This is a genomic window from Brotaphodocola sp. (genome assembly GCF_983179755.1).
The window spans coordinates 35348-48479 of record NZ_CFAHBC010000011.1 but is presented as its reverse complement, the minus strand read 5'-3'; the positions used below and the strand labels follow the sequence as shown (position 1 = coordinate 48479).

Sequence of the window (13132 nt, the reverse complement as noted above, 5' to 3'; positions counted from 1 at the left end):
TCTCCCTCTATTCCTTTCCGCGCTCACGCGCAATCACATACACTCTCTCACTTTCCTCAGTCGGCGCCTCATGTGTAAACGCATCGTAAATCGCCACGAGTTCCATTCCGCCCTCCGCAATCGCCTTCTTGACTGTCTCCAGCTCATAGGCGCGCTGGTAATGCGTCTCCTCATACTTTCCGTATCGTCCGTCTTCCTCGCGGATAAAAAGCGTCAGATCATACTCGTTGACCATCTCCTCCTCATCGTAGAAATTCTCCCAAATGAAACTGCTCTCCTCACGATTCTCCGCAATCGTCTGCTCTCCAAGCTCTTCCCGGTACTTGTACACGGTGTTGAGATCAAAGATAAAGACTCCGTGCGGATCAAGGTAATTATTCGCAAGGCGGACAACCTGAACGAGATCCTCGTACTCCATCAGATAATTCATCGAATCGCAGATGCTCACAACCGCGTGAACCGTTCCGTAAAGCTCAAACTCTCGCATATCCTGTTCCAGATACAGAATTCCTCTCGGCTCCTCTGCCTCCTTCTGAACCGCGATCTGAAGCATTTCCTCGGACAGATCCACACCGATCATATCATAACCATAATCCGCTAAAAGACGAGTCAGTTTTCCGGTTCCGCATCCGAGGTCGAGGACAAGTCCATCCTCCACCCCATACTCCTTCAGAAGCCCGGTCAGATACTCACACCACTCTTCATAAGGAATGTTGTCCATAAACAGATCATACACTCCCGCAAATCCTGTATATGCATCCATCGTTTTCTTTTTCACCTCTTTTGCAACAAATATATTCTCTCCATGTGGCAAAAAGAGCAGGTGCACCCCGCCGTAAACCGGATACTCCTGCTCCTCTTTCACCTCTTATGGCATTGCTGTTCACTCACTGCGTAAACTGCAACGATCATCCACGGTATCTCCTCGCAACTTATGCGTTCTTACCACAGCACTTCTTATACTTCTTACCGCTTCCGCACGGGCACGGATCGTTCGGGAAGATTTTCTTTCCCTTGCGGATTGTACCAGATGCCTTCTGCTTCTTGTAAAGTTCCTTACGGGTCTCCTCGCTCAGGATGGAATCCCACTGCGGAAGCTCATACAGCCAGGAAGCCTTTGCCTCTACCATGTTGTAGTACAGCTTCTCCGGATCGATCTCGATCTTAACCTCGGTATCCTCGTCCATCGTGTCGATCGGATTCTCGTAACCCTTTAAGCTCTCGTTGATTCCATCAAGGAATCCGGTCATGATCAGAACCTCGGTACCGTACTTCTCAGCCAGTCCCTTAACAGTTCCGGTAACAACCTCAGTCGGGTTGGAAAGGATCTGCTCGTAGATGCCCTTCTCGATCGTGAAGTAACCGTTCCACAGGTTTTCCTTCTCTTTATCACTCAAACCATTGCCGTAAGCAAGGTTTCTCCATGTCTCTAATAATGCCATGATTTTGTTTCCTTCCTTCGTTTTTTTACATTTTCTTGCATCATTTCGATGTTATTGATTTCCTGTATATACCAAAACGTGTTTCATTCAAAATCGGTTTCGCAATACTTTCTGTCACAAACACATTTCGGGCACAGAGATCCCTCTGTACAGACTCTTACATAGTATATAACAAGTACGAAAATTTTGCAAATCTTTTCTTACCTTCTATGCAGATACTCCGGCAGACCATCCTTCATCGGGCGCATCGGCTCTCCCTGAATCAGCGGACGTGCATAGGTGATGAACTCCTCGGAGACATCATTTCCGTTTACAATCCACTCTGCCGGTACCGGCTTCTCCTGATTGCAGATCTTATTGACATCCTCGATTGCGCACTCCATCTGGTACGGATCGTCGCTGGTTCTCTTAAATGCGACCATCACACCGGTCTCTCCTGCAAGCGCCACCTTCACGCCCTCACTTCCGGCGCGGGATGCCTCCTCGATATCGGTCAGTGACGACCCGATTCCACTGCATCTCTGGCTGACATTCAACTCCACCGAGCGCACCTTGATTCCAAGCTGACGGCGCACGAAGTTCTCTAACACTTTTCCGCATCCGGTCAGCATCTTGTGACCGAAGTTGTCAACCATCGCCTCATCTCCATACTCGCAGATAAAGGTTCCAGACGCATCGGAGATTCCCTCGGATACGCAGACAATCACGCTGTTTCTCTTCTCAAGTGCCTTCTCAAGATCCTTCGCAAAATCTGCAAGCTCAAAGTTCGACTCCGGCAGATAGATCAGCATCGGGTTATCGCCCGGGAACTTTCTTGCAAGCGCACTTGCGGCGGTCAGCCAGCCCGCATGACGCCCCATGAGTTCCACGATCGTCACTGCCTTCTGCTGGTAGACAGAAGCATCAAGCACGATCTCTCTGACCGTGGAAGCCACATACTTTGCCGCACTTCCGTAACCCGGCGTATGATCGGTCAGAATCAGATCGTTATCGATCGTCTTTGGAATTCCGATGAAACGGATGTCGCTCCCATTCTCCTGTGCACAGCGGGACAGCTTGCTCACCGTATCCATCGAATCATTTCCTCCGATGTAGAAGAAATATCCGATATTCAGATCATTGAGTTTTTCAAAAATCGTCTGATAAAAAACTACTGACAGATCTTCCGGCAGTTTGTAACGGCATGAACCAAGATAGGCCGCCGGAGTCAGCTTCAGAAGCTCTAACTCGCCCTCTGAGAGTTCCTCTCCGAGATCCATATACTTATCCTGTAAAAAGCCCTCGATTCCATTGATCATTCCATAGACATGACCAACTTCCTCTGATTTCAGTGCTTCGCGGATGACTCCGTAAAGACTTGCATTAATCACTGCGGTAGGACCGCCAGACTGACCGACAATCACGTTCTTCATCTTGTAATTTTCCTTCCTGTGTTTCTCTCGTCACCTGTCTGAAAAATCCTCTGATTCCCCAGACCTGTTCCGACCATCTGCATATTTTCTCAAGAAAATTATAAAGGTTTCGGGAAATAACGTCAACCTGTGTTTCTTTTCTAACAAATCAACAAAATCTGCTACCATAACTATATCCAGAAAATTCCTACCCATATATAAAAAAGAATGTGCCCTGGCGCATTCTCGCGCCGAGGCGCGGTTGCTTCGGCAACCATCTTCCCCTGCGCCGAGTGCGCATCCTCGCGGAGCGTTTTTGTATGATAGGACGCAATTTCCTATCATACAAAAAACCACATCTGCACAAGTCCTCTAAGACCTGCACAGACGTGGCTTTCGTTGGTTCTCAACGCATCTGCGTCTCACATTTTTTCAGATAATATCTCACCGTCACGCAACAGTAAATCAGTGCAAACAGCCATGCCATCGGGTTTGAGAGACAGATCGCAAGATACCCCAGTCCCGAAACTGCGAGAAGACCGCCAAGGCTTCGACCGACGAGTTCTCCGATTCCGGAGATGATCGCCTGGAAGCTGTATCCGAGTCCCTGAAGCGTATTTCTCATAATCATCAACGAGCCGTGGATGAAGAACAGGAAACTCATGATAAACAAATACTCGATTGCCTCCACAGCCACCTCACTCTGCGTCTCTCCGAGGACAAGACCGACAAACGGCTTTTTCAGGAAGAAAATTGCGCCCCAGACAACCACACAGTAGATGTACTGAATTTTGAGTCCGCTCCTGATTCCTTCCTTGATGCGGTCAATCCGCCCTGCACCGTAATTCTGTCCGGTGTAAGTTGCCATCGCCATTCCGACACTCTCCATCGGAAGCGTGAACATCTGGCGGATCTTTTCTCCCGCCGTCTGCGCTGCGACTGCGACACTTCCAAGACTGTTGATTGCTCCCTGCATCACAACGGCACCGATTGCGGAAACCGAGTACTCAAATCCCATCGGAAGTCCGACGACACAGAGACGCTTTGCATGATAAGGACTGAACCGAATTCCATTTTTCCATCCCTGCATCAGACGAATTCGGAACAACAGCCAGTACATATCGAGAATTCCGCTGATCAGCTGACTGATGACCGTCGCCCACGCTGCCCCTGCAACCCCACCGTTCATCGGCACAATGAAAATATAGTCGAGCACGATGTTGAGCACGCTTGAGAAGAACAGAAAATAAAACGGATGCTTGGAATCCCCGACTCCGCGGAGCGCGCTTGCAGAGTAATTGTAGAGCATCGTCGCGGGAATTCCGAGAAAGATGATCCTGATGTAGTCCACCGCCATCCCGAGAATATCTTCGGGCGTCCGAATCAATTTCAATAATGGCTCTGCCATCAGCACCGTTGCCACTGTGAGAACCGCACCGATCACGACTGCAAGAATCACTCCATTCACAAAAAACGTCTGCAATTCCTTTCGGTCATGTGCGCCAAAACTCTGCGAGATCAGAATTCCAAAACCCACGCAGAGTCCCTGCACAAATCCCAGAATCAAAAAGTTCAGGGAATAGGTCGTGCCCACCGCTGCCAATGCTGAAACGCCGATGAATCGTCCGACAATCACCGTATCCGCAAAACTGTAAAGCTGCTGGAATATCGTTCCAAGCACAAGCGGAATGGAAAATAAAAAAAGTTGTTTGATTGGACTTCCCGTCGTTAAATCCATCGTCGTTTCTTTGCTCATACCTGTTGTTTTCCTCTCATTTCTGTCATTCGTTCGTTATCGACAGCCAAAATTCTTTTACTCTTCCACCATTCCGATCAGGTCAAATTTCTCCTTGGAAATGATGACTTCGTATTTCTTCTTTGCCGGAGCCGGATACTTCACCCAGATCGTTCTGTCAGAGAGGTTGTAATACCATCCTGACTCTGCCTGATCCCATCCGTCTCTTACAATATAGCGGGGAATTCTCTCGCCGTCAACCGTCACCCAGAACGCACCCTTCTGCTTGCTGACGAGCTTGATTGTCATCCGCTCAACCGGGCTTTCATACGTTCCCTCCGTGTCAAAGGTCAGCACAGTCTGATCGCCTGCCTTCACATCGATCATCGTCTTCGCATAGACACCATTCTTGTAATCTTCCGTGTGACCGTCATCATCATACATCACAAAACTGGTATCGGTATCTGCACTCACAAGGAGGTCTACCTGCTTCATCGTATCCGCAAGAATGTGCTTCACATCCTCACTCGTCACATAGACAGCGCTTCCTCTCAGAAACATCGGAATGCTTCCGAGCGTTACCGGAATTGTGATCGTCTGACCGCCCTCGTACTCTCTCATATTGTCATTCATATCGAACCATCTGCAACCTGCCGGCAGATAGATCGTGCGGGTCGTTGCCCCCGGCTCCACAACGTTTGCGACCAGCACGCTCTTTCCGAACATGAATGTCAGGTTCTCATCGCTGTAACACTTCACATCCTCCGGGAACTCCAAAAACAGCGGACGCATTGCCGGCATACCGTTCTGGTTTGCCTCATACATCAGGCTGTACAGATACGGAAGCATGCGGTAACGCTGTGCATATGCCGCTCTCACATACTCCATATTTTCCTCGTACATCCACGGCTGAGTCACAGTGTTGTCGTTATTTGCCGAATTCAAGCAGAAACGAGGCTGGAAGATACCACTCTGAATCCAGCGAAGCAGAAGTTCTGCTTCAGGAGCTCCACCTGCAAAACCACCGATGTCACAACCCATATTTGCACAACCGGAAAGTCCCATTCCCATGATCGTCGCAATGTTGAACTTCACGGTTCTCCAATCTGTCAGGTTGTCACCGCCCCAGACCTGTGCGTATCTCTGGATTCCTGCGTAACCCGCACGGTTGATGATGTACGGACGCTCTCCCGGATATACCTCTGCAAGTTCTACCTGGGATCTTCGTGGACTTCTTGAGCGCATGGCTCAGATTCCTCATATCAAAAAGGAATGTCAGGATACGATTCTTCTCTGCGAGCTTGTCGAACTTCAGCTCTTCATCAATCAGCTCGTAGAAGAAAAGCAGATCGAATCTCCAAGTTCCACGAGCGCGCTGATCTCCGACGCTGTCGAATACATTCGCAACCACTACACCGACCCGAATCTCACAGCCACCTCTCTCGCAAAATATCTCTTCACCAGCAGAGAGCACCTCTCCCGCGCCTTCAAAGAGTACACGATGAAGAGTGTTCACGATTACATCAATGATTTGCGCATGCAGAACTGCCGACGTGAGATTATCTCCGGTTGCAGTGTGCTTGATGCCTGTACCAACAGCGGGTTTACGAATTACAGCAGTTTTCTTAAATCGTTCCGCGCCCTTCACGGCATGACTCCGATGCAGTACCGGGCACGAATGAAACAGCTTGGACAGGGAGACGCCATCCTTGCCGATCCCACTCAGTTTTGATGGAGTCTGTCCAAAAACGCAAAAAGAAAAAAATCATTTTTTCATGTTCCTGTATAAACCGGCTGATCCGGGAAATACTGTCATTAGTACCAAAGAAAAATGAAAAATACTTATCCTCCCCTTTTTGATCCCCTGCCCGTTTTCCCAGGAGAAAGCGGGCAGGGGATTTTTTTGCGCTTATACCTGTTTCTCTCTGTCCTTGCGGATCAGCTCGCGCAGAGCTTCCACAGCGACGCGAACCGCAAGATCGGTGTCATAGACCTGTGGATCTTCAAGACCCATCGCACGGCGGGTCTGGTTCGCAATCACGAGCATCACCGAGCCGACACGGACACGGCGCACTCCACCCACGATAAAGAGAGCGGACGATTCCATCTCCGATGCAAGTGCCCCGCACTGTACCCACGCATTCCACTTATTTTCGAGTTCATAGGACACCGGCATCGTCTCCGGCGAGTGCTGACCGTAGAAGTTGTCCTTGCACTGCACGACACCGACATGACTCCTCGCATGCATTTGATCCGCCGCCACTTTGAGTGCCTCAACGACATCGTAATGAGCGACTGCCGGATACTCGATCGGTGCATACTCTCTGCTCGTCCCTTCCATGCGGACCGCTCCGGTCGCAATCACAAGATCTCCCCCGCAGACCTCCGGTTGCATACCACCCGAAGTCCCGACGCGGATAAACGTATCTGCTCCGCAGTGAATCAGTTCCTCCATCGCGATCGACGCGGACGGCCCACCGATTCCGGTTGAACAGACCGAGACCTTCTCCCCGTCGAGTTCCCCGGTATAGGTCACAAACTCCCGGTTCTGCGCGACTTTCTCCGCATGGTCAAAATACTTTGCGATCTTCTCACACCGCCCCGGATCTCCCGGCAGAATCACATATTTTCCCACGATCTCCGGTGTCGTCTGAATGTGAAATTCTTTTCCTTTTGCATAGATAAGTGACATAACAAACGCCCCTTTCCATAATAAAATTTTCTGATTTTATAAGATATTCTCCACACAAACACAGGCTTTCTGTGTTTAAGGGGTATCTTTTATTATACCTGATTTTGAGGATTTCCGGAAGTCAGAAAAACAAATACACACCCGCGCTGAGTGACAGAAAAAACGCGAAAGCCTCCCGGGATTTTTCTCATTTCATCCAGGAAGGTTTTCGCGTTTTCTTAGTTAATGGGTTGGTTGATTATCACATTTTATCTCACATCTTTTGGCAGAAAGATTGGATTTCTTATTTGATTGATTTATTTAATCGGATTTAACTCCTTCTCACTCTTTGCAACAACAACTGCTGCCGCTGCATCTCCCACAATGTTCGGAATCACTCTCGCCATGTTCAGGATTCTGTCGATTCCGGCGAGAAGACCGATCGTCTCAAGCGGAAGATTGACTGCATTCAGGACAATCGTCAGCATCACAAGACCAGAACCCGGAATTCCGGCAGTTCCGACGGATGCCAGAACTGCGGTCAGCATTACCATGATCTGCTGAGTCACGGTCAGATGGATTCCAAATACCTGAGAAGCAAAGATAACGGCAACTGCCTCATAAATTGCGGTACCATTCATATTCATGACAGCACCAAACGGGATTACAAAGTCTGCAATCTTATCGCTGACTCCAAGTTCTTTCGTGCACTTTAAGTTCAGCGGAATCGTCGCTACGCTCGAGCAGGTTGCAAATACAAAGAGAATGGCTTCCTTCATAACAGAGAAGAACCTGATCGGACTGATTTTTCCATACAGTCCAACCATAAGACCACCCTGAACAAAAATCGTAAACAATGCACAGGTCAGGTAGCAGGCACCGATTGTCTTCATGTACGGAACCAGAATATCCATTCCGTATCTTCCGACGATGTCTGCCATAAGTCCAAAAACACCATACGGAGTAAATTCCAGAACAATGTTTGTGATCTCCTTCCATGCTTCTGTCCATGCACGGAAGAAATCAAGAACAGGCGTTCCCTTATCTCCCAGTTTAATCAGAGAAAAGCCGAGGAGCAGGGCAAAGAAAATAATCTGAAGCAGGTTCTGCGTACTCAGAGAGTTAAATGGGTTTGTCGGAATGATATTCATCAGGGTATCTACAATGCTCGGAACCTCCGTTGCATCATAAGCCTGAGTCGTCTCCATCACAAATCCTGCACCGATCTGCATCACATTACAGAGCACAAGACCAATCGCAACAGCGATTGCAGTACCGCCGAGAAAGATTCCGAGTGTCTTTCCACCGATCTTTCCAAGTGTACGGAAATCTTTTACATCCGCTGCGGAACAGATCAGAAGTCCCAGCACCAGCGGAGCTACCACCATCGTCAAAAGGCGAGTCAGGATCGTTCCAAGAAACGCAAGACATCCTGCCTTCTCACCAAGAATCACTCCTGCTCCGATTCCAAGAACAAATCCAATCATAATTCTCGTGAACAGCCCCAGACTGTTCCATTTTTTTATCAGATTCATCGTCGATTTCTCCCCCTATATGCGCTTGCATTTACACGAATCTACATACATGATCAACGGCAATATCAGAAAATCCGTACGCCTCTGCCTTCGTCAGTTTTCCACTGCACACCTCTACGATCTCGTTTAAAAGCATCTCTCCGCACTCTGCAATCGTTGTGCTTCCATCAATGATTCCACTCAGATCCACATCCATATTGTCTTCCATATGGGTATAGGTGCGCTTATTTGCGGTCACCTTGAGTACCGGTGCAATCGCATTTCCGGTCGGCGTACCTCGTCCCGTTGTAAAGATCACACATGCACATCCGGCAGCTACCATGGAAGTCACGGAAGAAATATCATATCCTGCGGTATCCATCACGATCGCTCCATGACGGCTCGGGCGCACTGCCTGTTCGAGAACCTCCACGATCGGTCTCGTTCCGCCTTTTCGGATGCATCCAAGACTCTTCTCATCAATCGTTGAGAGACCGCCTGCCTTGTTTCCCGGAGTCGGCTGACCTGCACGGCAGTCCTGACCCGCAACTTTCAGATGCTTCTCGTAGTCTTCACATACTTTGATTACCTGATTGTGAATTTCAGGAGTTGCTCCTCTTCTTGCCACAATGTGCTCTCCGCCGATCCACTCAATCGACTCACTCATGATTGTGGAAGCGCCCAAATCTACAAGTCTGTCACTGAGCTCACCGACTGCCGGATTGGATGCCATTCCGGAAGTTGCATCAGAACCACCACACTCAATTCCCATCAGAAGCTCTGAGATATCACACCACTCTTTCTTCACAAGACCGGCCTGCGCTGCCATCTCTCTCGCGGAGCGAACTGCCTTCTCGATCGTCTTTAACGTTCCTCCCTCTTCCTGAATTCCGAATGAGACAACCGGCTTGTCCGTCATCTTCTGAATTTTTTCTCTGAGTGCTTTGTGACCAACCGTCTCACATCCAAGACCAATGATTACAACTCCGTAAACATTTGGGTTGCAGGCAAATCCGGTCAAAACTTTCTGAGACATCTCCGTGTTCGCTGCCACATCGGAACAGCCTGTATTGAACACAATGTTGACTGCACCGCGCACCTGGCTTGCCACGATCCGGCTTGACTCACTTCCGCACGCACAGGTCGGAAGAATCAGCACATGGTTGCGGATTCCCACACGTCCGTCCGAACGGCGATATCCGAGAAACTGAAGTTTTCCGTCTCTCTCCACCGTTTTGACTTCCGGTGCTTTGTAATCAGAATCTTCTCCCTCTGCAACGTACTCATTTTCATAATCTCTCGGAACGCTGTAAATATTGGTGTGATCTACAAGGCAACCCGCAAGAATCTCTCTCGTCGTCTTTCCGATCAGTTCTCCATACTTAAAAACTTTCTCTCCGAATGCCAGATCTTTCAATGAAATCTTGTGGCTGAAGGGAATATCCTCCTTTGCGGTGATCTCACACATCTGATCTCCATTGCGATATTTAACCGTTTCTCCTGCTTTGATATCCCGCACACATGTAACCACATTGTCCTTGCTGTCCATCATAAGGGCATCAATCTTCATGACTCTCCTCCTGTTTTCCCTACTGTCTATAAAGTTATAAAATTCTCAAGAAATTCTTTTTCAGGCGCCTTACTGATCTTTTTTTCTCTTGACATCAGTATAAAGCAGGAATAAACTAAAATCAAATTTATGCTTTTTATATTTATATAAATTATTTTTATATATCAAGGGGAGAGGATAAAAGAAACATTTACAAAGATTCAAACAAGAACCTGAACGCAAATGAAGAAAAACAGATAACACATAAAGGAGACGCCAATCATGCAACAGGAAATGAAGTATATTTATACCGTGTACAGACATGGAAGTTTTTCAAAGGCGGCAGAAGAACTTTTTTTAACCCAGCCGGCTCTGAGCATCTCAGTTCAGAAAGTAGAACACGAACTGGGACTTTCTCTCTTTAACCGCGACAAAAAACCGCTTGAACTCACAGAGGCAGGGAAAATCTATATTCAGAAAATCGAGCAGATTCAACATTTGGAAGAAGAACTCTCCGCCCAGCTCAACGATCTGACAGATTTAAAGACCGGATCTCTCAAAATCGGCGGAACGCACTATTTTAACGCTTACATCCTTCCACCCGTACTCTCCGCCTACAAGAGAAAATTTCCGGGAATTGATCTGCAACTCGTCGAAACTGGCTCCTGGGAACTCATCAATATGATCAAAGAGAATCAGATCGACCTGACATTTAACTGTACACCGGACCCTTCCGACAAACTGCAGCGGATTCCCGCCTTTCAGGATACGATTCTTCTGTCTGTCCCGATCTCCTTTCCCGTAAACAGAGAGCTTGCCGAATTTGCACTCACCTCAGAAGACATCCTAGCCCATTGCTTTGAGGAGGAAGATTGCCCCAAAGTCACGCTGAAACCCTTTGTCGACACTCCATTCATTCTCCTGACCCCCGGCAACAATCTCTACCGCCGGAGCATGACCTTTTTTGAAGGGGCACAGATCACTCCCCGGATCACGCTCCAGGTTTCTCAGCTTGTCACCTCGTTTCATCTGTCGTGTTCGGGAATCGGGGCAACTTTTATCAGTGACTGGCTGATGACAAATGTCCACCCGGAGATGTGCTATTATAAAATTGATTCTCCCCACGCCATCCGCCATTTTGATATTGTGACCTCGAGCAAAAACTATATTTCCAAACCACAGCAGGCATTTATTGAACTGTTCTGCTCTTATTACAGCAACGCTTATTCCGATCCATCCAGTCGCCACAGCAAAGGTTGACCCAAATCCATCCTATATTGACCGCCAGGGAAGGGCAGGAAATGGCATTCCCCAAAAACGCAGAAATAGAGAACGCGGGAAAATAAAACGCAAAAAAAGCGAAAACCTCCCGGGATGTACCCATTCATCCCAGAAGATTTTCGCTTTTCTAATTTTTCCAATCTTTGAAAGATTTATTTAAAAACACTCAACCCTATTTATTTAACGATAACTCAAACCCAACGATAATACTTAAATCACACTTAGATCATGCTATGCCTTATACATAACCCATCAGGCTCGGGAGCCACAGGGAAACAGCCGGAATGTAAGATACGATCAACAGCACTGCAAAAATTGCTGCGAAGTAAACCAGAAGCGGTTTGATTACATTCTCGATCTTGGTTCCGCCTACCTTTACACCGACGAACAGAGTCGTTCCAACCGGCGGGGTGATGGTTCCGATACACAGGTTGAAGATCATCATGATACCAAAGTGGATCGTATTCATACCAAGCTGCTGGCAGATCGGCAGGAAGATCGGCGTAAAGATCAGGCACGCCGGAGTCATATCCATGAAGGTTCCGACAATCAGGAGCAGGATATTGATGATAAACAGGATTACATAGCGGTTGTCAGAGATGCTCAGCATTGCCTCTGAAACTGCGGTCGGGATTCCGGTGAATGCCATTACCCAGCTCATGATGTTGGAAACACCGATCAGGAAGATAATGATACCGGTCATCTCAGCACTGTCTAAGAAGATTTTCGGAAGCTCGGAAATCTTGATGGATTTATAAAATACAACGGAAAGGATCAGGCTGTATACAACAGCTACGACACTTCCCTCGGTAGCGGTGAAGATACCACCGATGATGCCACCAATTACAACAACGATCATGAACAGACACGGAATTGCCTGTAAAAATACGGTTACTTTCTCTTTATTGGAGAACTTCTTCGTACTGCGGTATCCCTTCTTCTTTGCGAAGTAGTAGATAACTGCCATACATGCAAGACCCCAGAGAATTCCCGGAATGTATCCTGCCATGAACAGAGCTGCTACGGAAGTTCCTCCGGAAACCAGAGAGAACGTGATCATAACGTTACTCGGCGGGATCAGAAGTCCGGTCGGAGCGGTTGCAATGTTTGCTGCTGCGGAGAAGTCACGGTCATAACCCTCTTCCTCCTCAATCGGTCCAATGATGGAACCCATTGCGGAAGCTGCTGCGGTACCAGAACCGGAGATTGCACCGAAGAGCATGTTTGCTACTGCGTTCGTGTGTGCCAGAGCACCCGGGATGTTACCTACAAAAAGTTTTGCCAGATTGATCAGACGGATTGCGATACCGCCCTTGTTCATCAGGTTACCTGCCAGAATGAAAAACGGAATTGCAAGCAGGCTGAATACGGAAATACCGGAAAAAATTCGCTGTGCACCGGTCAGAACGGCTACGTTTAAATCAAGAACCGGAAGGATTGCACAGATGGAAGATACTGCAAGTGCTACTGCGATCGGCATACCGCCAAGTAACATTACTACAAGGACGGCCAGAATAATCAGGCCACATACAACTGCGATTGAGCTCAT

General features: G+C 48.1%; 11 protein-coding genes. 2 read left to right on the top strand and 9 right to left on the bottom strand.

All coding sequences use genetic code 11. The annotated features are described in order from the left end of the window. Positions 1-7 precede the first annotated feature (7 nt). The 5 genes from AC4EVX_RS06155 to AC4EVX_RS06135 form a co-directional block, all read right to left on the bottom strand. The gene (locus AC4EVX_RS06155; RefSeq protein WP_177977392.1) at positions 8-763 is read right to left on the bottom strand and encodes a methyltransferase domain-containing protein; all 756 of its coding nucleotides are present in this window, start codon (positions 761-763) and stop codon (positions 8-10) included. Between the two features lie 169 nt (positions 764-932). Then, positions 933-1442 (bottom strand): SEC-C metal-binding domain-containing protein, encoded by a 510-nt coding sequence (locus tag AC4EVX_RS06150; RefSeq protein WP_177977354.1) that lies wholly within the window; start codon positions 1440-1442, stop codon positions 933-935. A gap of 200 nt (positions 1443-1642) precedes the next feature. Then, positions 1643-2854: a 6-phosphofructokinase gene (locus AC4EVX_RS06145; RefSeq protein WP_490159792.1), complete on the bottom strand. Its 1212-nt coding sequence runs from the start codon at positions 2852-2854 to the stop codon at positions 1643-1645. A 385-nt stretch (positions 2855-3239) separates the two neighbouring features. Beyond that, positions 3240-4589, bottom strand: a complete 1350-nt coding sequence (locus AC4EVX_RS06140) for an MATE family efflux transporter (RefSeq protein ID WP_490159791.1) — start codon at positions 4587-4589, stop codon at positions 3240-3242. Positions 4590-4646: 57 nt separating this feature from the next. Beyond that, complete coding sequence (locus AC4EVX_RS06135) at positions 4647-5813, bottom strand: glycoside hydrolase family 31 protein (protein ID WP_490159790.1); 1167 nt, start codon at positions 5811-5813, stop codon at positions 4647-4649. On the opposite strand from AC4EVX_RS06135, the gene AC4EVX_RS06130 reads away from it, so the two are divergent. After that, a complete protein-coding gene (locus tag AC4EVX_RS06130; protein ID WP_490159789.1) occupies positions 5812-6300 on the top strand; it encodes a helix-turn-helix domain-containing protein in 489 nt (162 codons plus the stop codon). The genes AC4EVX_RS06135 and AC4EVX_RS06130 overlap by 2 nt on opposite strands. Before the next feature lie 177 nt (positions 6301-6477). Here the strand turns inward: AC4EVX_RS06130 and udp are convergent, their stop codons facing one another. The 3 genes from udp to AC4EVX_RS06115 all read right to left on the bottom strand — a co-directional run bounded on the left by udp (position 6478) and on the right by AC4EVX_RS06115 (position 10323). Further along, positions 6478-7260 (bottom strand): uridine phosphorylase, encoded by a 783-nt coding sequence (udp, locus tag AC4EVX_RS06125; protein ID WP_490159788.1) that lies wholly within the window; start codon positions 7258-7260, stop codon positions 6478-6480. Between the two features lie 296 nt (positions 7261-7556). Continuing rightward, a complete protein-coding gene (locus tag AC4EVX_RS06120; RefSeq protein WP_490159787.1) occupies positions 7557-8774 on the bottom strand; it encodes a dicarboxylate/amino acid:cation symporter in 1218 nt (405 codons plus the stop codon). A gap of 31 nt (positions 8775-8805) precedes the next feature. Next, positions 8806-10323, bottom strand: a complete 1518-nt coding sequence (locus tag AC4EVX_RS06115) for a UxaA family hydrolase (RefSeq protein ID WP_490159786.1) — start codon at positions 10321-10323, stop codon at positions 8806-8808. 261 nt (positions 10324-10584) lie between these two features. Here AC4EVX_RS06115 and AC4EVX_RS06110 point away from each other — a divergent pair, with 261 nt between their 5' ends. Next, on the top strand, positions 10585-11562 hold the full coding sequence (locus tag AC4EVX_RS06110; protein WP_490159785.1) for a LysR family transcriptional regulator: 978 nt from the start codon (positions 10585-10587) through the stop codon (positions 11560-11562). A 259-nt stretch (positions 11563-11821) separates the two neighbouring features. Here the strand turns inward: AC4EVX_RS06110 and AC4EVX_RS06105 are convergent, their stop codons facing one another. Beyond that, on the bottom strand, positions 11822-13132 hold the full coding sequence (locus tag AC4EVX_RS06105; RefSeq protein ID WP_177977363.1) for a TRAP transporter large permease: 1311 nt from the start codon (positions 13130-13132) through the stop codon (positions 11822-11824).